Source organism: Sulfitobacter sp. D7, assembly GCF_003611275.1.
In the GTDB taxonomy this organism is placed as follows: domain Bacteria; phylum Pseudomonadota; class Alphaproteobacteria; order Rhodobacterales; family Rhodobacteraceae; genus Sulfitobacter; species Sulfitobacter profundi.
In genome coordinates this window covers 942,510-961,618 of record NZ_CP020694.1, presented here as the reverse complement: position 1 = coordinate 961,618, position 19,109 = coordinate 942,510, and the positions used below count along the sequence as shown (strand labels likewise).

The 19,109-nt window shown below is 63.0% G+C and carries 16 protein-coding genes; 4 read left to right on the top strand and 12 right to left on the bottom strand.

The window, feature by feature from the left end; translation table 11 throughout:
• Window positions 1–142: 142 nt before the first annotated feature.
• Complete coding sequence (locus B5M07_RS04515; RefSeq protein WP_120350407.1) at window positions 143–481, top strand: hypothetical protein; 339 nt, start codon at window positions 143–145, stop codon at window positions 479–481.
• Between the two features lie 30 nt (window positions 482–511).
• On the opposite strand, the gene B5M07_RS04510 is transcribed toward B5M07_RS04515, so the two are convergent.
• The 3 genes from B5M07_RS04510 to B5M07_RS04500 all read right to left on the bottom strand — a co-directional run bounded on the left by B5M07_RS04510 (window position 512) and on the right by B5M07_RS04500 (window position 3,420).
• Window positions 512–1,429 carry an MYG1 family protein gene (locus B5M07_RS04510; RefSeq protein ID WP_120350406.1) on the bottom strand — a complete coding sequence of 306 codons (918 nt, stop codon included), beginning with the start codon at window positions 1,427–1,429 and terminating at the stop codon, window positions 512–514.
• Between the two features lie 93 nt (window positions 1,430–1,522).
• Entirely contained in the window at window positions 1,523–2,605 is a 1,083-nt protein-coding gene (locus B5M07_RS04505; RefSeq protein ID WP_162931811.1) for an alpha/beta hydrolase, read from the bottom strand.
• A gap of 98 nt (window positions 2,606–2,703) precedes the next feature.
• The gene (locus tag B5M07_RS04500) at window positions 2,704–3,420 is read right to left on the bottom strand and encodes a GntR family transcriptional regulator (RefSeq protein WP_120350404.1); all 717 of its coding nucleotides are present in this window, start codon (window positions 3,418–3,420) and stop codon (window positions 2,704–2,706) included.
• A gap of 124 nt (window positions 3,421–3,544) precedes the next feature.
• On the opposite strand from B5M07_RS04500, the gene B5M07_RS04495 reads away from it, so the two are divergent.
• The 3 genes from B5M07_RS04495 to B5M07_RS04485 all read left to right on the top strand — a co-directional run bounded on the left by B5M07_RS04495 (window position 3,545) and on the right by B5M07_RS04485 (window position 6,966).
• The gene (locus B5M07_RS04495; protein WP_120350403.1) at window positions 3,545–4,894 is read left to right on the top strand and encodes a glutamine synthetase family protein; all 1,350 of its coding nucleotides are present in this window, start codon (window positions 3,545–3,547) and stop codon (window positions 4,892–4,894) included.
• The gene (locus tag B5M07_RS04490) at window positions 4,894–6,198 is read left to right on the top strand and encodes an NAD(P)/FAD-dependent oxidoreductase (RefSeq protein ID WP_120350402.1); all 1,305 of its coding nucleotides are present in this window, start codon (window positions 4,894–4,896) and stop codon (window positions 6,196–6,198) included. Before B5M07_RS04495 ends, B5M07_RS04490 begins: the two co-directional genes overlap by 1 nt.
• A gap of 72 nt (window positions 6,199–6,270) precedes the next feature.
• On the top strand, window positions 6,271–6,966 hold the full coding sequence (locus B5M07_RS04485; protein ID WP_120350401.1) for a haloacid dehalogenase type II: 696 nt from the start codon (window positions 6,271–6,273) through the stop codon (window positions 6,964–6,966).
• 3 nt (window positions 6,967–6,969) lie between these two features.
• Here the strand turns inward: B5M07_RS04485 and B5M07_RS04480 are convergent, their stop codons facing one another.
• The 9 genes from B5M07_RS04480 to B5M07_RS04440 all read right to left on the bottom strand — a co-directional run bounded on the left by B5M07_RS04480 (window position 6,970) and on the right by B5M07_RS04440 (window position 19,030).
• On the bottom strand, window positions 6,970–7,704 hold the full coding sequence (locus tag B5M07_RS04480; RefSeq protein ID WP_120350400.1) for an ABC transporter permease: 735 nt from the start codon (window positions 7,702–7,704) through the stop codon (window positions 6,970–6,972).
• Complete coding sequence (locus tag B5M07_RS04475) at window positions 7,701–8,636, bottom strand: ABC transporter ATP-binding protein (protein WP_067935691.1); 936 nt, start codon at window positions 8,634–8,636, stop codon at window positions 7,701–7,703. The genes B5M07_RS04480 and B5M07_RS04475 overlap by 4 nt, the downstream gene beginning before the upstream one ends.
• Complete coding sequence (locus tag B5M07_RS04470; protein ID WP_120350399.1) at window positions 8,633–9,799, bottom strand: ABC transporter permease; 1,167 nt, start codon at window positions 9,797–9,799, stop codon at window positions 8,633–8,635. The genes B5M07_RS04475 and B5M07_RS04470 overlap by 4 nt, the downstream gene beginning before the upstream one ends.
• A gap of 17 nt (window positions 9,800–9,816) precedes the next feature.
• Window positions 9,817–10,731 (bottom strand): glycine betaine ABC transporter substrate-binding protein OsmF, encoded by a 915-nt coding sequence (osmF, locus tag B5M07_RS04465; protein WP_120350398.1) that lies wholly within the window; start codon window positions 10,729–10,731, stop codon window positions 9,817–9,819.
• Between the two features lie 190 nt (window positions 10,732–10,921).
• The gene (locus tag B5M07_RS04460; protein ID WP_120350397.1) at window positions 10,922–13,972 is read right to left on the bottom strand and encodes an efflux RND transporter permease subunit; all 3,051 of its coding nucleotides are present in this window, start codon (window positions 13,970–13,972) and stop codon (window positions 10,922–10,924) included.
• A 4-nt stretch (window positions 13,973–13,976) separates the two neighbouring features.
• Window positions 13,977–15,056 carry an efflux RND transporter periplasmic adaptor subunit gene (locus B5M07_RS04455; RefSeq protein WP_120350396.1) on the bottom strand — a complete coding sequence of 360 codons (1,080 nt, stop codon included), beginning with the start codon at window positions 15,054–15,056 and terminating at the stop codon, window positions 13,977–13,979.
• A gap of 2 nt (window positions 15,057–15,058) precedes the next feature.
• Complete coding sequence (locus B5M07_RS04450; protein ID WP_120350395.1) at window positions 15,059–15,649, bottom strand: TetR/AcrR family transcriptional regulator; 591 nt, start codon at window positions 15,647–15,649, stop codon at window positions 15,059–15,061.
• A 118-nt stretch (window positions 15,650–15,767) separates the two neighbouring features.
• Window positions 15,768–16,679 (bottom strand): AEC family transporter, encoded by a 912-nt coding sequence (locus B5M07_RS04445; RefSeq protein ID WP_120350394.1) that lies wholly within the window; start codon window positions 16,677–16,679, stop codon window positions 15,768–15,770.
• Window positions 16,680–16,789: 110 nt separating this feature from the next.
• Window positions 16,790–19,030 (bottom strand): TRAP transporter permease, encoded by a 2,241-nt coding sequence (locus B5M07_RS04440; RefSeq protein WP_120350393.1) that lies wholly within the window; start codon window positions 19,028–19,030, stop codon window positions 16,790–16,792.
• Between the last annotated feature and the right edge of the window lie 79 nt (window positions 19,031–19,109).

Genomic DNA, 19,109 nt, shown 5'->3' with positions numbered 1-19,109 from the left:
ATTCCCCTAAATAGCGAATATCGGACAAGAAAAAACCGCAATTCGATTCCATCAAAACCGCATTGTATATGCCGCCCCGGGGAGGGGCGCCGAGGCCGATGAGTTTGTATTTCGGCTTCGGTATAGTTTGAGAGGAATTACGATGAAGCGAAGAGGTTTTTTCACCGCCGCCGCTATCGGTGCTGCGTCATTGCGTGTCAGCCCGCTCTACGCGCAATCGGCGGAGGTGACCCTTGCCGAGGTGCAGGCCCTGTTCCAGAGCCGCGATCTGGGCGCGCGCCGCATGGTGCAAGACAGCTTGAAACACGAAGGCTGTTACACCGGGGCCATCGACGGTGCATGGGGGCCGGGGACCGCAGAGGGCTTTCGCGCGCTCATGGCCTCCGACCGCTACCAGCGCCACGCGCCGACATGGACTTTCGCCCATGAGATACAGATCAGCGAAACGATGTTTTTCCTGACCTCCGACGCCTATATGTGACCCCTCCCGGGGCCCTTTGGGGCCTCGGCCTTAGCTGGCTTCCGCGACCGCCAGCTCGGCCATGCGCAGCGCTGCCTCTCGGGTTGCCGCCACGGCGATGAAGCGCGCGTTATGGCAGAATTTTGCCCCCGGCACGCCGCTTGCAGCCTCCAATTCGGCATCCGTTAGCCCGGCCCAAGCTTCGGGCAGATCGGCGCGGGCCTCGAAACTATCGCCGCTTTTGCGGATCGTGGTCAGGGCCCAATCGTCCCCGCGCGGGTGCACGACGAAAAGCAGATGATCCGCTCCGGCCTTTTCCACAGCCGAGCGGAAGGGCATGCCCGTCGGCAGTTCCAACACGCGCCCGCTGCCTGCCGCCTCAATGGCCTGCATCACCATCGACTCGGCCCGGCGTTTGGCGGCCTTGCCTTTGATCGCGGCTTCGACAAAGGCGCGGGCAACTGGTAAAGCGGCCATGAACGCGCGGTCGTCGGCACCCTCGCCCCGTTCATCGAAAACCGGTTTTAGTGTCTCCAACAGCACCGGCAGGGTCATGCCTGCCAGCTGCCCCGCCACCGACGGCTCAAGCGCGCCATTGTCGATCAGGTCAACCGGCAGCACGAAACCTTGGTCGAAGCTGCGGTGAATATCCTCAAGGTCCGCATCGGGCAGGTCAAAGCTGCGCAGATAGTCGCGGCCATAGTGCTGCCAAATCAGCCCGAAAGAGCTGAAAGGCTGGCCATCTTCGCGCAGCGGGCCGGGGCGCTGATGGTGGTCAAAGATCAACGCCTCGGCGTCATAATCGCGGCCTACGTCATAGATGATCCGCCCCGCGCCCGGCGTGATCCACTGGGCGTCACGGCTGCGCAGCAGCGTCGCTTCCGGGTAGAGCCGCGTCAGAATGACGGAGGACAAAAGCTCATCCGCGTGAAAGCCGCCCGAATGGGTGACGAGATGGGTGATGGTCATGGGGCTGGCTCCGCTCGGGCTGGGGAAATCGGTCTTTCGTGGTGGCTCGCGCCCCCATACTGCGCGGCGCGGGCCAAGTGCAAGCCGCCCGTCTTAGCGCGACAGCGCGACCAGCGTGGCCGAGACGGGATCAAGGATGAAGGCACCGACCTGTGCACGGGCCTCCGCCAGCCTATCGCCCCCTTCCGGCATCAACTGCACGAGAGACGCAAAGCGGTTGTGATGGGTGCCATCCACCGCGCCAATGGCCGAGATATCGACCAGCAAAACACCATAGCGTTTGGCCAGCGCCTGCACCGCAGGCGTGCTGGCGTTGGTCCGCCCGATCCGAGGACGCGCCCCGGCAAGACCCGCCGAGATGCGCAGCGCCCGATCATCCGGCGCGACGAGGATGGCCATGGGTGGATCAAGCGGCCCGATCACCTCAATCTGTTTGCGAAAGACATCCACGTCGATGTCGGGGGCCGCAAGCACGACATCGCTCAGCCGTGCGATCACCTCATCTTGCCCCGACAGGCGCAATTGCCGCAGCGCCTCGGCCACCAGCCAGCCGCCCATGCTGTGACCGAAAAGCGTGATCTCACCCACATCGGGATCGGCGGCGAGGGTGCCGAGCATGGCGACCAGTTCATCGCGCGAATAGGCCGCAGCGTCTTTGTCGGCGACATAGCCCACCACGGTTCCGGCAGAGGGCCAAGCAAACAGGATCGGCTGTTCGGGCAGATGCCCGTCTGCCGCCACCTGCGCCAAACGGAACAGCGATTCGGGAAAGGTCTGGTTGTAGCCATGGACAAAGACCATCACATCCTGCCGCGCCCGCCCTGATCGGCGGATATCTAGCCCGCGCAGGGGATCACGCGCCGTCACCGCAAAGCTGCGGCTCGGGTCGGGGTCTTCGTCAGGCCATTCGATCTTGCTGGCCTCATGATTTGGCGGGATGGCGATGGTAAACCGCTCATAATTGAGCCCACGGGCGCGGTCATCGGTATAATGCCCCGACTGCGCGTCGCGGCCCCGGGTAGAGGCCACGGTGATCGCCAAAGACCGCGCGGAGCCGTCTGCCGGCACGACGGTCAAAGTCTCTCCGCCCGGGCGCGGCGCGCAGGCCGACAGCAGGACGACCAAAACCGCGCAGAGCGACTGCACCCCCCTGCCCCCGATGCTATGTCTTTGCATGTCGCGCCCCAGCCCCCATCGTTCCCGCATCGTTCGGCGCAGTTCTAGCCTGATCACCCAAGGAATTCATAGATCAAAGGCCAGACGCCGCTCTGGACCTAGATCTGGCCCGCTTCCCCGCCCGCCTCTGCCGCCAGCAGCTTGCGGCCCGTGTCGAGCACCCCGTCGACGATGTCATTGGCAATCGCCGCGCTCAGCGCTGCGCCATCGCGTGCGGAAAGTGCCGCTAACACCTCTTTATGTCGGTCAATCTGATAGTATTCCGCCACCTCAGTGATGACCTGCCGCTGAAAGGGGCCGAGTTGCAGCCAGATGCTTTCGATCATCGGCAAAGACGCCTGCGCCGGGTTCACCGAATACAGCATCCGATGAAAGGCTTGGTTCTGCAGCGTCAGTTGGTCCGAGTCCCGTTCCGCCACAAACCGATCCATGCTGCCGTCAATCTCGGTCAGCCTGTCGATCACGATGTCCGAGATATAGGGCAAGGCGCGCAGGGCGGCGTGGGTCTCGACCGCGATGCGCAGGGCGACCAGTTCCTCGAACCGGTCAGAGGTCATCAGCGGCACGGTCAGGCGGCGGTTGTCCTTGATCTGGATGGCGTGTTCCGAACTCAGCCGCCGCACTGCCTCGCGCACCGGGGTCGGGCTGAGGCCAAGACGCTCTGCAATGCCGCGCATGGTCAGCGAGGTGCCGGGCGTGATCGCGCCAAGCATGATCGCATTGCGCAGCCGCCCATAGACATATTCCTGCGTCGTCCCGCCCGGGATCTCAGGGATTTCGGGAATGTTGAGCGCGTCGTTTTCGGTGTCGGTCATCGGGCCGCCTTTGGTCTTTCGCCGCTGACCATACGCTCCGGGGCGATTGACAGACAAGCGAATAGTGGTATTACGTTTCCCTAAATGGTATCACATTTTCAGGTTCGATATCGAAAGGAACCCCATGTCTCAGAGCAAAGCCGAAGCCTGGCTGGCGCAACATCCCGAAATCGAATCCATCTTTGCCTGTGTCTGCGACCTTAACGGCACCATGCGCGGCAAGCGGGTGCCAGCCGATCAAGTCTCCAAGGTTGTCGAAGGCGGGCTGCGCATGCCCCTGTCCATCGTTGGCATGGATATCTGGGGCGAAGATGTCGAAAACAGCGAACTGGTGTTTGAGACCGGGGATTCCGATGGCCTTTGCGATTTCACGGGCCGCCCCTTGATGCCCATCACATGGACCTCGCGCCCGACCGCGCTTGCGATGCTCTGGATGCGTCAGGAAAACGGCGCCCCCTTCCCCGGCGATCCGCGCCGCGCGCTGGCCGAAGTGGCAGCTAAGTTCAAAGCACGTGGTCTCACCCCCGTGGTTGCGACCGAGTTGGAGTTCTACCTTGTTGATCCGTCCGAGGATCACCCGCAGGCGCCCTGCTCTCCGGTCACCGGCAAGCGGCTGGATTCCGACGGCGCACTGTCGCTGGACGAGTTGCAGCATTTCGATGAGTTCCTGAACGAGGTCTATGACGCCTGCGAATTGCAGGGCATCCCGGCGGATGCGGCGATCTCGGAAAATGGGGCGGGCCAGTTCGAGATCAACATGCGCCATGTCGACGATCCGCTGCGCGCGGCAGATGACGCGGTGCTGTTCAAACGGCTGGTGCGCGGCATCGCCCGCAAACACGGCTTTGCCGCAACCTTCATGGCCAAACCCTATGGCGATCTGGCGGGCAGTGGCTTTCACGTGCATTTCTCGCTGGTGGACGAAAACGGCGTTAACGTCTTCGACAATGGCGGGGATGAGGGCACGGCCCTGATGCTCAACGCCGTGGCGGGTCTGCTGGCAACGATGCAGCAAAACACGCTGACCTTCGCGCCGCATGAAAACTCCTATCGCCGCTTGCTGCCGGGTGCCCATGCGCCGACCAATGTCGCCTGGGGCTACGAGAACCGCACCGCCGCGATCCGCATCCCCGGCGGAGATGCCAAGGCACGGCGCATCGAACACCGCGTCGCCGGGGCCGATGCGAACCCCTATCTGGTGCTGACCAGCATCTTGGGCGGCGCGCTTTTGGGGATCGAGCAAGACATGCAGCCCGTCGCCCCGATCACTGGCGACGCCTATACGATGAAGCTCGACAACCTGCCGCTCGACTGGGCCACGGCCATCGACGCCTTCCGCAAAGGGCCGGATGTGCCCGGCATTTTCTCATCGCGATTGCAGACCATGATGGTCGAATGCAAGACCCAAGAGCTGCGCAAATTCGCGCGGCAAGTGACCCATTTCGAATATGATACCTATCTGGAGATCGTCTGATGTCTCGTCCCCCCTACGCCGGTGACGGCAGCCATACGTCAAGCTACTACGCGGCCTCGGCTAATCCCTCGCCTGAGCGCCCAGAATTGCGGGGCGATCACGACATCGACGTTTGCATCGTCGGCGCGGGTTATAGCGGCCTGTCGACGGGTCTGCATCTGGCCGAAAAGGGCTATAAAGTCGCCATCATCGAAGGCGCGCGCGTCGGCTGGGGGGCCTCGGGCCGCAACGGCGGGCAGATCGTCAACGGGCTGAACGCCAGCCTGCAAACGATCAAGCGCCGCTACGGTCAGGACACGGCGACTTTCGTGGCAGGCCTCGTGCAAGAGGGTGGCGAGATCATCCGCGAGCGGGTCCGCACCTATGACATCAAATGCGACCTCAAGGAAAAGAACATCTTCACCGGGCTCACGCCTGCGCATATGCGCGAGTTGGAAGAGCGGCAGAAGCTCTGGCAAAGCTACGGCATCGACAATCAAGAGATGCTGGACAAGGACCAGTTGCGCGCCCACATCAATTCCGACCTCTATGAAGGCGGGCTGATCGACCATTCGGGCGGCCATATGCACCCGCTCAACCTCGCCCTCGGTGAGGCGGCAGCGTTTGAGAAAAACGGCGGCACGATCTATGAGATGTCCCCCGTGACGGATGTCGATCACGACGCCTCACGCCCCGTGGTCAGAACCGCCAAGGGCACAATGACCTGCAAGACGCTGGTGCTCTGCGGCAATGCCTACCTTGGCCATGTGGTGCCCACGCTGACCCCGCGCGTGATGCCCGTCTCGACCCAAGTCATGGCAACCGAACCGCTGAGCGAGGCACAAGCCCACGCGCTGCTTCCCACCGACGCCTGCGTCGAAGACATCCGCTATATCCTCGATTATTACCGACTGTCGGGCGACAAACGCATGCTTTTCGGTGGCGGCACCGTCTATGGCGGCGCTGACCCGCGCGACATCAAGGCCAAGCTCAAACGGAACATGGACAAGGTCTTCCCCCAACTCAAAGACGTGAAGATCGACTATGCATGGAGCGGCAATTTTGCCCTGTCCTTCAGCCGTGTTCCGCAGATGGGCCGGATCGGCGACAACACCTATTTCGCGCACGGCTACAGCGGCCATGGCGTCACCGGTTCACATACCTTCGGGCGCATCCTTTCGGAAGCGATCGACGGCGATCTGACCCGCTTTGATGTCTTCGCCAATGTGCCGTGGTTCCCCTTCCCCGGCGGGCGCATGTTGCGCGTGCCCTATTCGGTGATGGGCTCATGGTGGTACGGGCTGCGGGACCGCTTGGGGGTCTGAAACCTTTTGACAGGGCTGGGGGTTTCTTCACAATGACCGGGCGCATCGCCCGCCGTGACAGGAAGGACCCCCATGCCCGATCAAAAGCCCGTCTCTACAATCGTCTTCGACGTGAACGAAACCCTGCTCGACATCACGACGCTTGAGCCGCTGTTCGCGCGGGTGTTCGGCGACGCCTCGGTCCTGCGCGAATGGTTTGCCGAGTTGATCCTCTATTCCCAGACCATGACCCTCTCGGGACGCTATGCCCCCTTCGGTGCGCTGGCGGGGGGTGTCTTGCAGATGGTCGGCGCAAACAAGGGCGGGACGATCAGTGATGAGGACGTGGCCGAGTTAAAATCTCTCATCGGCTCCATGCCCGCCCATCCGGATGTCGCCCCCGCCCTGCGCAAGCTGCGCGAAGCAGGTTTCCGGCTGGTCACGCTGACCAACTCGCCCCCCTCTCCCGCGCCGACACCTTTGGAGAAAGCCGGCATCGCTGACTTCTTCGACCGCAGCTTTAGCGTTGATGAGGTGGAAAAATTCAAACCCCATCCGGCAACCTACCAGATGGTGGCCGATGCATTGGACCTACAGACCGATGACCTTTGCATGGTGGCCTGCCATCTGTGGGACACCATCGGCGCGCAGGCGGCGGGCTGTAAGGGGGCTTTTCTGACCCGCCCCAACAACAACCTGATCGAGACCGAAAACGTGCCGCAGCCGCACTACCTCTCGGACGATCTGGAGGATTTGGCCCAGCAGATCATCGTCGCGAACGGGGGCTGAGCCTTAGCCGCCCATGCGCCGCGCCAGCCGCGTTTCAAGCTGCACCATCGCGTCATAGATCAGCACCGCAAACAGCCCCACCGCCAGCCCGCCTTGCACCACGAAAGCGGTGTTATTCGTCAGCAGCCCCGCGATGATCACCTCACCCAAGGTCCGCGCCGCCACGGTCGAGCCGATGGTCGCCGTGCCAAGTGCGATGACCACCGACAGCCGGATGCCCGTCAGCGTCACCGGCAGGGCAAGCGGCAGTTCCACCCGCCAGAGCCGTTGCCAACGGCTCAGCCCGATGCCGCGCGCGGCCTCCATCGTTGCGGGCGGCAGATTGGTCAGCCCCGTCACCGCGTTCTCAAAAATCGGGAGAAGCCCATAAAGAAAGAGCGCCACCAGCGTTGGCCCGGCGCCAAAGCCCAAAGCGGGAACGGCCAGTGCCAGAACAGCGACGGGCGGAAAGGTCTGCCCCATGTTGGTGATGGTGCGAGACAGCGGGCGGAACGCCGCGCCCGCAGGCCGGGTCACAAGGATCGCCAACGTCACCGCCACCACCGTCGCCGCAGCCGAGGCCATCGCGACCAGCGCCAGATGGCTCAGCGAGAGCGACAAAAGCGAGGCGCGCGTGTAGATCACCGGACCATTTGCCGGCGCCAAGGGCGCAAGCAGCGGCGTGAACCACTCAGGCCGCAGGACCAAAGCCAGCAATACCGCCACCAAAAAGGGCCGCAGGATCCACCCGATCCTCATGCGTGCTGTCCGGCCCGCGCGCGGATCGCATCCAGCGTCACGCGGCCCAATGGCACGCCATCTCTCGCGACCGGCACCGCCCCACGCCCCGACCACAGACAGGCCGAGAGCGCGTCGCGCAGGCTGGCGTCGGCAGCCAGCGGTATGCCCTCGGCGGTGCCTTCTTCGACCAAATCAGCCACGGGGATTAGAGAGAGCAGGCGCAAGGGCCGCTCCACATCGCCGACCATATCCGCGACGAAATCCGTCGCAGGATCGGCGATGATCTCGGCGGGGGTGCCGTGCTGCACCAGATGCCCCCCGTCCATCACCGCCACCCGGTCACCGAGCCGGATCGCCTCTTCCATGTCGTGGGTCACCAGCATGATGGTCGAGCCAAGCCGCTGCTGGATGTGCCGCAGGTCTTCTTGCGCGCGGGTGCGAATGATCGGGTCCAGCGCGCCAAAGGGTTCGTCCATCAACAAAAGATCGGGCCGCGAGGCCAAGGCCCGCGCCACACCGACACGCTGTTGCTGCCCGCCCGACAGTTCCGCCGGATAGCGGTCGCGGAATTGCGCAGGGTCCATCGAGAATAGCGCCAGCAGTTCATCCACCCGCGCCGCGATCTTGTCGCGCGGCCAGCCCAGCAGTTGCGGCACCGCGCCGATGTTGCGCCCCACGGTGTGATGCGGGAACAGCCCGTGCCCTTGGATGGCATATCCAATCCGCCGCCGCAGGATATGCGGCTTGACCGAAAGGGTGGACTCCCCGTTGATCCGCACCTCCCCCGAGGTCGGCTCCTCTAGCCGATTGATCATCCGCAAAAGCGTCGTTTTCCCTGACCCAGAGGTGCCGACGATCACCGTGATCGTGCCCGTCTCAACCGTCATCGACACGGAATCCACCGCCCGGATATCGCCATAGGTCTTGGTAATGCGGTCGATCTCGATCATGTGCTGTCCTTTGGGGTCTTGCGGGTCAGTTCGACCAATATGTCCATCACGATGGCTGCCGTAAGCGCCAGCACCACGGTCGGCAAAGCACCCAGCAGGATCAGATCGGTCGCGGTCTGGTTCAGCCCTTGGAAGACGAACGTGCCGAACCCGCCGCCGCCGATCAGCCCGGCGATGACCGCCAGCCCGATGTTCTGCACCAATACGATGCGCAGCCCGGTCAGGATGATCGGCAGGCCCAGCGGCAACTCTACCCGCAACAGACGCTGCAGCGGCGTCATCCCCATGCCCCGCGCGGCCTCAAGCGCGGCTGGCGGGGCGGATGCGAGCCCCGCAACCGTGTTGCCGACCACGGGCAGCAGCGAATAAAGCACCAGTGCGAGAAAGGCGGGCGCAAAGCCGATGCCCGCAATGCCAAGCGCCCGCGCGCCGGGCAAGTTCGCCCCAACCCAGCCGAGGATCGGGATCATCAAGCCGAACATGGCAAGCGAAGGGATGGTTTGCAAAAAGCTCAGCACCGGCAAGGTGGCACCGCGCAGACTGGCAAGGCGGTGGCACAGCACCCCAAGCGGGAAGCCAATTACCGCTGCGGCGGCAAGCGAGCCGAAGGCCAGCCCGAGATGACGCAAGAATTCCCGCCCGAAAGCATCCGCACGGCTGGCGTATTCCTGCATGACCGACAGATCAGACAGCGCGCCCGACCACAAGATCGCGCCCAGCACCGCGAGCACCGCCGCCAGAACGCCGCCGCGCATCAGCGGCCCCGGTGCCATCGCGGCCAGCGCATCGGCCATGAGCAACATGAAAACAACCAGCAGGCACCAGAACCCTACCGAAGGCGACACACGCGCATATTCACCCGCCCCGGCCAGCAGGCCGGACGCGCCTTGGGTCAGCAGCCAAAGCAGCCCGCCCAAGCCCGAAACCGCGCCGCCGATACGCAGGCTATTGCGACCCGCAGGCAGCCCCATGACCAGCCCTGCGGCAATTGCAGCAAGTCCGGGTAGCACCACCGGCAAAGAGGCCACGCCCCATGCCATCACCCCCTCGCCCGCGACGATGCGGTTGGCCGCCAGCGTCATGAAGGGGGTCAACAGCGCCGCCGCGCCCAGCACGGCGAACAAAAGCCCCGGCGCAGAAAACCCTGCGCCGGGGCCGGTCAATGTCCGCGTGGCGGAGATCAGTCCAGCACCCCGGTCTCGGTCAGATAAGCGCGGGCCACCGCCTCGGCTGGCTCCCCGCCGACCTGAATGCGACCGTTAAGCTTTTGCAGGGTCGCCATGTCGAGCCCGGCGAAGATCGGGTTCAGCACCTCGGCGATCTGGGGGTATTCCTCCAGCACTTCGGCGCGGACGATGGGCGCGGGCTCATAAACAGGCTGCACGCCCTTGTCGTCTTCCATCACCACAAGGCCGGTCGCACCGACACCGCCATCGGTGCCATAGACCATCGCCGCGTTCACGCCCGATGTGCCACGCGCCGCCGCCTGAATGGTCGCCGCCGTGTCACCGCCCGACAGGATCACGGTCTGGTCTTGGGTCAACGAGAAACCATAGGTCTCTTGCATCGCGGGCAGCACGGCCGGGGAGGACACGAACTCGGTCGAGGCGGCAAGCTTCACCTCACCGCCCTCGACCACCCATGCGCCGAAATCGGACATGGTGGTGAGGTTGTTTTCCTCGGCCAGCGGGCCGGTCACGGCGATGGCCCAAGTGTTGTTGGCCGGGGCGGAATCGAGCCATGTGACGTTATTCTCACCGCCGTCCAATTCCTTGGCGCGGGCATGGGCCTTGGCCGCATCTTTCCAGACATCGCTTTCCGCTTCGTTAAAGAAGAAGGCCGCGTTGCCGGTGTATTCGGGGTAAATGTCGATCTGATCCGACAGGATCGCTTCGCGTACCACCTGTGTGCCGCCCAGTTGCAGACGGCGTTCAACCGGCAGGCCCGCATCTTCGAGCGCCAGTGCGATGACATTGCCCAAGAGACCGCCTTCGGTGTCGATCTTGGACGAAACGGTGATCTCGGCAGAGGCGGCAGAGGCCAGAGCGGCGGCAAGACCAGCGGCGGCAGCGGTAGAAAGAATGCGGGGACCCATGGGCGGAGAACTCCTTGAAACAATGGCCAGACACGGCGACGCGCCGTTTGAAAATGGTAAGGTAGCTGGCATTTTTGCGAAACCAAGGAAGGATTGCACGGCGGCGCGGAATTTTTACCACCCGCGGGTACGCCCAAGGGCGCGCCCAGAGTGACCGGGCGCGCCCTTCGTATTGCTGCGACACACCCCGCTAGGCCGCGCGCGCAGCCTCAGCTTCCCGCGCGGCGCTGCGTTTGAAGAAGATGAAGTAGAGCACCGGTGCCGCAATCAGGGTCAAGACCGAGGCAAAGGCCAGCCCGCCCATGATCGTTGCCGCCATGGACTGAAAGAAGGCATCCGACAACAGCGGCAGCATCCCCAGGATGGTCGTCGCCGCGGCAAGGAAGACCGGACGCAAACGTGAGGTCGATGCAAGCACGATGGCGTCCTTCAATTCCATCGTCGGATCGGCAGCACGGGTAAGGTCGATTTCTTCCACCAGCACGATGCCATTCTTGATCAACATCCCCGAGAGCGACAACAGCCCCAGAAGCGCGGTGAAGGTAAACGGCAACCCCGTCCCGAGCAGCGCAAGGCTGACGCCGTTCACCGCCATCGGCACCAAAAGCCAAATGATGATCGGCTGTTTCAGCGCGTTGAACAGCAGGACCGAGATCAGCACCATGATGATAATGCTGAAGGGCAACTGTTTGCCCAAAGCGGCCTGCGCTTCGCCCGCGCTTTCCAACTCGCCGCCCCATTCCATGGCATAACCTTCGGGGATTTCCATCGCTTCGATGGTTTCCTGTACCTCGGCCTGCACCTGTGCCGCCGTGACACCGCGCGGGATATCGGCCCCCACGGTGATCACATCGGCCCGGTCGCGGCGGTAGAGCAGCGTGTCCTGCGGCTCGAAGCGGAAACCGTCGATTACCTGCTCCATCGGGATCAGCGCGTTGGTGTTTTGCGCATAGATCACATGATCGGTCAGCGCCAGATCGGCATCCTGCGGGGCGCGGATCACGATGGGGATCTGACGATCCCGCTCGCGGAATGTCCCCCCGCTGGTGCCTTCGGTGGCGAACTTCAGGGTCTCCGTGATCTCGGTCCGAGAGATGCCTGCGTCCTGTGCACGCTCCTCGGCATAGATCGGACGCAGCACCAATTCACGCTCGCGCCAATCCTGCCGCGGGGTGATGATATTGTCCGATGCCGCCTGCATCCGCGCCATGGCTTCATCGGCCAGATCACGCAGCACATCGGGATTGCGACCCGAGAAACGCACCTCGATCGGGGCACCGCCACCGGGGCCAAAGGCCAGACGCTTGGCCCGGAACTCTCCCTGCGGGACCGCATCGACGGCAAACGCCTCCAGCGCGTTCATCTCATCTTGGATCACGTCAAGCGAGGTGACCCGGACGATCAGATGCCCGTAGCTGGGGTTGGGGTCTTCGGCCTGATAGGTCAGCATGAAACGCGCCGCCCCCTGCCCTGCGTAAGAGGTCACGTCCTCAACATTGTCCCGCGCGACCAGCCAGTCTTCGAGCACGGCCAGATCGTTGGATGTCTGATGGATCGACGACCCCTGCGGCAGTTTGTAGTGTACGAAGTACAGCGGTGTGTTGCTGTCGGGGAAGAACTGCTGCTTGATCTGCCCAAAGAGGGCATAGCAGACCGCCGTCCCGGCAATCAGCGCCACGATCACCAGCCAACGCAGCTTGAGCGAGGCGCGCAGCACGGCGGCATAGCCCTTGAAGATCGCCCCGTCGTAGCCGCCAGCCCCGCCTTCGGCCCCGCGCTTGAAAAAGTAATGCCCCAAAAGCGGCGTGGAAGTGATGGCCAAGAGCCAAGAGAGCAGCAGCGAAATCGCAATAACGGCAAAGAGTGAGAACAGGAATTCACCCGTCGCATCGGGGCTTAGCCCGATCCCGGCAAAAGCCATGATCCCGATGACCGTCGCCCCCAGAAGCGGGATCTGCGTCTTGCTTGCCGCCTCGGTCGCCGCATCGCGAGAGCTTTTGCCCTGCTGCATGGAGATTTGCATCCCCTCGGCCACAACGATGGCGTTGTCGACAAGCATCCCCATCGCGATGATCAGCGCCCCGAGCGAGATACGCTCCATTTCAATCGCGCCGAGCGCCATGAAAAAGAGCGTCCCCACCACCGTCAGCAACAAGGTGGAGCCCACCACGATCGCCGCGCGCCAGCCCATGAAGACGGCCAGCACGGCCACCACGATGGCAACGGACATGGCAAGGTTTAGCAAAAAGGCGTTTGACGCCTCTTCGACGACCGTGTGCTGGCGGTAGATCGATTCAATCGAGATGCCCAAGGGCAGCGTTTCGCGCAGCTGCGCGAGCTTGTCGTCGACCCGTTTGCCGATGTCGACGATGTTCTCGGTCGCGATCCCGGCCACACCGACGGTAAAGGCCTCCTGCCCATTGTGGCGGATCACCAGATCAGGGTCGGCTTCGCGGGTGCGGTAGATATTGGTCACATCGGCAAGGTTGATGACCTGACCGCCCACCCCCACCGACAGCGCCGCAATCTCGGACACGCTGTCAGATCCTTCGGGCCGCTGGATCAAAGTGCGCCCATCTGCGTCTTGAATGGCGCCCCCGTCGACGATCTCATTGGCGCTGGATACCGCGCCGACGATTGCCGTGGGTGGGATGCCAAGCGTGGTGCTCAGCGCAAGCTGCGGCTCGACATAAATCACCTCATTAGGCACGCCCGAGAGCGCCACATCCGACACGCCATCGACCAGCAGCAATTCGCGCCGCAGATAGGTGGACAGCTCGTTCACCTCGGCATCGGAGTAGCCCTCGGCGGTGACGGCGTAGTAAAGCCCGTAAACGTCGCCGAAACCGTCGTTCACATAGGGCTGCGTCGCCCCGCTCGGCATGGCGGCCTCGTTCACGCGGTTGCGCAGTTTGGTCCAGATTTCCGGCAATTCGGACCCGTCAAAGGTGTCCTGCATATTGACCGTGATCCACGACAGACCGGGCTGGTTCATGGATTGAATGTCCTTGATCTCGGACATCTTCTGGATTTGCGATTCCAGCGGTTCGGTGACCTCTAGCGCCACCTCCTCGGCAGAGGCACCGGGGTATTGGGTCACGACCACGGCGGTTTTAATGGTAAAAGCCGGGTCTTCGAGGCGGCCAAGGGTTGCAAAGCCCCAGATGCCGCCCAAAAGACAGATCAGCATGATGATCCAAGTATAGATCGGGCGGTTGATCGACAGACGTGCGATATCCATGCGCTCAGTCTCCGAAGCCGACAAAGCGGCGCACGGCGGCACCGTCTTCAAGCTGGCTTGCGCCGCTCACCACGATCTCTTGCCCATCCGAAAGCCCCGTCTCGACTTTGACATCGCCGCGCGCGGTGGGGGTGATCTCAACCGCCGTGCGGGCTACCGTGCCCTCGCGTGCGCCGGTGGGGTCAAAGACCATGACATAGGTGCCCCGGTCATTGCCCACCACGATGGCGGAATCGGGGACGAGGATGCTCGACCCGCCGATGTTCAGCGTGGCGCGCACCTCAACCGAAGCGCCGGGCAGCGGCAAGAAATCCTCGGGCAAGTCCGCGCCAAGGGTGATGCTGTAGGTCTGGCCGACATCCGCCGTCTCGGCGTTGTATTCGCGGATCTGCATCGGGTAGCTATTGGCGTTCGCCGGGAATTTGGCCATGAACCGAACATTCGGATCGCGCCCTGCGCGGAGGAACAGGGTTTCGGGCACGTCAATTTCGACGCGAAGCTCAGACATGTCATGCAGACGCACCACCGGCGTGCCCGCGCTGACGGTCGAGTAGTTGGGCACCAAGCGCGAGGCCACGATCGCATCGAAAGGCGCGTGCAGGGTGGCATTCTCAAGATCACGCTCGGCGTTGCGCACGGCGATATCGTTCACCGTCACGGCGGTTTCGGCGTCTTGCAGATTGACCTCGGCCACCGAAGACCCAGCCAATTTCTGATAGCGTTCCATGGTCCGGCGGGCCTGCGCGTCATTGGCCTGCGCTTGCTCTAGCGCCAGTTCAAACGGCTCTAGATCCATTCGAGCGACGATTGAATCCTTGCTGACCGTGGCCCCCTCTTCGACCGAAAATTGCTCAATCTGGCCGCCGACCTGAAAGGCAAGGTCCACGGTTTCACGTGCAACCACCTTGCCGAAGAACACGCGCTCCATCTCGGCATCGCTGACTGTGACCGTCTGCAGCTTGACCACCGGGATTTCGGCGGCCGTGGCCATCGGCGCGGCCACGCCGCCGGCCAAGGCCAGCGCAAATCCCAATAGCCGCCCTGCGCCCGAACCGCGCATCGTCTTAACAAGCCACTTGGCCATGGTCAGTCTTCCTTATGAATAGCATCCGGCACGGGCCCAAGGGCGGCGGTCAGACTAAGTTGTTTGAGGGTGCGCAGCTGCGCGAGAAAATGGTCACGGTCCAGCGCATGCATGCCGGCGGCTTTGGCAGAACGCTGGATAAAATCGGCAAGTGCCTCGACGGTCAGGCCATTGCGGGTGAGCGCCGCCTCATGGGGCTGCAACACCTCGGCGATAACGCCACGGAAACGCCCTGCGGAACATTGCAGCGCCTCTTGGCTGACCGCATTGGCTCCGGCGATGAAATCCTGCGCGTTGGGCATCGCCTGCATGGTGTCATAGCCGCGCACCGCCATCCGGTCAAAGATCAGGTCCAGCTGTGCCCCCAGATCGGGTGCATTGGGCATCTCTTCGGCGATCTCTTGCAGTGCCAATTCGGTGTAGCGTGCGATCAGCCCGCGCAGAATGTCATCTTTGTTGCGAAACCGGTTGTAGAGCGTCTGGCGCGAGACACCGGCCTCTTCGCACAGATCGCCCATGCTGGTGCGCTTGACCCCATAGCGGGAAAAGACATGCAACGCAGCGTCAAGCACGGTCTTTTCAAGTTCGGTCATGCGGGCTCCTTGGCTGTCGTCAAGGGCAATTGGACAGTTGGACCGAATATGTCAACCTGTAAATACTTGGCCATGCGGCAGGCGCAGATCACATTCGCGTTTCACACATGGTCCGGGCCTAGGGCGCGGAAATCAGGCTTCCCAGATAGAGCGTGAGCGGCAGAGTGAAAAAGCTCAGTAATGTCTGCGTGGTGATGATGGCCGCCATCAGTGGCGCATCGCCCCGCATCTCACGCGCCAGCGTATAGCTTGCCACCCCGGTCGGCAGGGCCGCGAAGATCAGCGCGATTTGCAGGGTCAGTGGCGCAGGGGTCAACACCAGCGCCGCCAGCAGCACCGCCAGCGGGTTCACCAGATGTTTGCCGATGATCGAAAGCCCGATGACCGAGACAGACCCAGAAAGCCCCCGCAGCCGCAGATTGGCCCCAACACAGAGCAGCATGATCGGCAGGGCCGCATCGCCCAGAATCCGCGCGCTTTCATGCAGAACGGGTACTTCGTGGAGACCCGCAAAGTTGAAAAGCACCCCCGCAAGAATGCCAAGGATCAGCGGGTTCTTAACCAAGCCTTTGAGGATAGACTTGCCACCGCCGCCCAACTGCCGGGTCATCAGCGTCACCACCGTCACATTCACCACCGGCACCAGCAGCGCCGAACCGAGCACGGCGATCTGTAGCCCCGCGGTGCCAAAGACGGCCTCGGCAATCGCAAGGCCGATAAATGTGTTGAACCGCGCACTTCCCTGCATCAGCGAACTGCCCTGCGGCGCGGCATAGGCCCGCCCAAAGAGCCACCCGCAAAAGATCGCTGCAAAGAACCCGGCATAGAGCAGCAGGGCATAATCGCCCAAGCCCCCGCTGAGGTCCGCCGCCGAGATCTTGGCAAAGAACAACGCGGGCATCAGCACCCAATAGACCAGCCGGTCATTCAGGTTCCAGAATTTGGTTGAGGGGATGCCGCCCCGCCGCAGGCCATAGCCCATGAGGATCAGCGCAAAGACCGGCGCGATGGCCAGAAAGATAGTGAACATATTAACCGCCCGGAAGGATCGCGCGGACCGTAGGCGGCGCTTGGCCCGGATGCAACAGGGGCCGCTGCCTCAATTGAGGGCACCCCGGCCCCGAAGGGCCGGGGCGTGGATCAGTCGCTGCCGTGCACGGCAATCTGCGCGTCGGGCGCGGGGCGGAACTTCCACTGGATGGCAAAGGTCAACGCCGCTACCGCGATGCCGATGAGGTCGGTCACCAAACCGCCCGCGATCATGCACAGCGCGGCAAGGATCAGACCCAACCGGATGAACCACGCCGCCCTGCTGCCCGCAAACCAGCCCTGCATCCCCGAAGACAGCAGATAGACCCCAAAGATCGCCGTGATGCCTGCACGGATCACCTCGAACCATGTGCCGTCCATCAAGATCGCGCCGTTGTAGAAGAACATGAAGGGCACGATGAAGGCCGAGATGCCGATCTTGAACGACGCCACCGAGGTCTCCATCGGGTTGGCGCCCGATATCCCCGCCGCTGCATAACTGGCCAGCGCCACCGGGGGCGTGATGGCCGAGACGACGGCGAAGTAGAAGACAAAGAAGTGTGCCGTCAGCAGCGGAATGCCCAGCTGCACCAGCCCCGGTGCCACGACCGAGGCCGCCACCGCATAGGCCGCCGTGGTGGGCATGCCCATCCCCAGCAGGATCGCGATGCACATGGCGAAGAACAGCGCGAGGAACTGGCTTGCCTCGGCCAACCCCAAGAGCACCGAGGAGAAACGCGCGCCGACGCCGGTAAGGCTGATGACGCCAACGATGATACCGGCACAGGCACAGACCGCGATGATCTGGATCGACATGATCCCGGCAAGGTCAAAGGCTTTGACAATGCTGCGTAGCCCCATACGGAAGGGGGTGAACCACGAGACAACCGCCGCCGCCGCCGTCGCCAGCGTGCCCGCGCGGATGATCGAATAGCCCATGAACAGCGCATAGATCAGGATGATGATCGGGATGAACAGGAACACCCGGCGCAGCATGTCCTTGAGCTTGGGCAGTTCTTCGGAGCGCATGCCGCGCATGCCCAGTTTGGCCGCTTCAAAATCCACCATGAAGTAGATCGACACGAAGTAAAGCACCGCCGGGATGATCGCCGCCACGGCGATGTCGGTGTAAGGAATGCCCGTGATCTCGGCCATGATAAAGGCACCTGCGCCCATGATCGGCGGCATGATCTGCCCACCGGTCGAGGCGGCGGCTTCGACCGCGCCTGCGGTGCGGGCCGGGTAGCCGACTTTCTTCATCAGTGGAATGGTCAGCGAGCCTGTCGCCACCACATTGCCCGCCGAGGTGCCGTTGATCATGCCCATGAGGCCCGAGGCAAAGATCGCAACCTTGGCCGGACCGCCGCGCGAACGGCCAGCGGCGGCAAAGGCGAAGTTGACGAAATAGTCGCCCACTTTCGAGGCCTGAAGGAAGGCCGCGAAGATGATGAACAAGATGATGTAGGTCGAGGATACCGCCGTGGTCGGCCCAAGGATGCCCGCATCGGTGTAGACTTGGCTAAAGAACCGGGTCCACTGGATGTTGGGCGCATTCAGGAAGCCCGGCAGCATGTCCCCCACAAAGACATAGATGAGGAAGATGCCTGAGATCACGATCAGTGCCAGCCCCGCCACGCGGCGCGTTAGTTCCATGATCAACGCGGTGCCTGCGACAGCGGCGATGGAGATACCGATGGGCGCGAAGGGCGTGCCCGTCGAGTTGCGCATCAAGGTGCTGTACATGGTGATCAGATAGATCGCCACGGCGATGCCACAGACCGACAGCAACAGATCCGCAGGCGAAACCTGCCCGCGCTCACGGCCCCGCAGCCAACCGACGACGATGCCGATGGCCGTCGCGGCCACCAGCGGCAGACCGTAGTGGTAAATCTCAAGGTTTTTGAACTCGGGGCTCATGCCGTTCCACTGCACCCCGGAGTTGATCTGGCTGGCGATGCCCCAGGCAGTCCAAATCGAATAAAGCGCCGGGATCATCGCAGCCCATGCCACGAAATCCAGCGGGTGGCGGCCCTGCCCGGTGCCTTCGTCGACAAAGCCCCGCGCGGAATAGAGGGTGAAGCCAAGGATCAGCGCGCCCGCAATGTGCACGATGCGGAAGTTCCACGTCTCCATCGGGAAGGTCGGCAACAGCGGGAGGCGGATGCCGGTCAGCTCACCGATCGACATGCCGTTGAGTGCCGCCATGTGGAAGAAGGCATAGATCGCCGACATCGCCGCGACGACCAGATAGGTGCGCCCGGTGAATATGCGGCGGTTGCTTTCTACCGGTTCGTCATCGACCCCTTCGGCGACAATCGGGCCCTGAGGGTCGGCGCTATGCTGGTCTGTCATGGAGGCTTCCTTTCCCGATATCTGCGCGGGATCTGTCCCGGCAATCAGGCGGGATGATGGCAAGATGCCGCCCCGATTA

What these genes read in the sequence shown, in the direction of transcription:
- B5M07_RS04515 (WP_120350407.1), top strand. Translation starts at nt 143, where the DNA reads ATGAAGCGAAGAGGTTTTTTCACCGCCGCCGCTATCGGTGCTGCGTCA.
- B5M07_RS04510 (WP_120350406.1), bottom strand. Translation starts at nt 1,429, where the DNA reads ATGACCATCACCCATCTCGTCACCCATTCGGGCGGCTTTCACGCGGAT.
- B5M07_RS04505 (WP_162931811.1), bottom strand. Translation starts at nt 2,605, where the DNA reads ATGCAAAGACATAGCATCGGGGGCAGGGGGGTGCAGTCGCTCTGCGCG.
- B5M07_RS04500 (WP_120350404.1), bottom strand. Translation starts at nt 3,420, where the DNA reads ATGACCGACACCGAAAACGACGCGCTCAACATTCCCGAAATCCCTGAG.
- B5M07_RS04495 (WP_120350403.1), top strand. Translation starts at nt 3,545, where the DNA reads ATGTCTCAGAGCAAAGCCGAAGCCTGGCTGGCGCAACATCCCGAAATC.
- B5M07_RS04490 (WP_120350402.1), top strand. Translation starts at nt 4,894, where the DNA reads ATGTCTCGTCCCCCCTACGCCGGTGACGGCAGCCATACGTCAAGCTAC.
- B5M07_RS04485 (WP_120350401.1), top strand. Translation starts at nt 6,271, where the DNA reads ATGCCCGATCAAAAGCCCGTCTCTACAATCGTCTTCGACGTGAACGAA.
- B5M07_RS04480 (WP_120350400.1), bottom strand. Translation starts at nt 7,704, where the DNA reads ATGAGGATCGGGTGGATCCTGCGGCCCTTTTTGGTGGCGGTATTGCTG.
- B5M07_RS04475 (WP_067935691.1), bottom strand. Translation starts at nt 8,636, where the DNA reads ATGATCGAGATCGACCGCATTACCAAGACCTATGGCGATATCCGGGCG.
- osmF (WP_120350398.1), bottom strand. Translation starts at nt 10,731, where the DNA reads ATGGGTCCCCGCATTCTTTCTACCGCTGCCGCCGCTGGTCTTGCCGCC.
- B5M07_RS04460 (WP_120350397.1), bottom strand. Translation starts at nt 13,972, where the DNA reads ATGGATATCGCACGTCTGTCGATCAACCGCCCGATCTATACTTGGATC.
- B5M07_RS04455 (WP_120350396.1), bottom strand. Translation starts at nt 15,056, where the DNA reads ATGGCCAAGTGGCTTGTTAAGACGATGCGCGGTTCGGGCGCAGGGCGG.
- B5M07_RS04450 (WP_120350395.1), bottom strand. Translation starts at nt 15,649, where the DNA reads ATGACCGAACTTGAAAAGACCGTGCTTGACGCTGCGTTGCATGTCTTT.
- B5M07_RS04445 (WP_120350394.1), bottom strand. Translation starts at nt 16,679, where the DNA reads ATGTTCACTATCTTTCTGGCCATCGCGCCGGTCTTTGCGCTGATCCTC.
- B5M07_RS04440 (WP_120350393.1), bottom strand. Translation starts at nt 19,030, where the DNA reads ATGACAGACCAGCATAGCGCCGACCCTCAGGGCCCGATTGTCGCCGAA.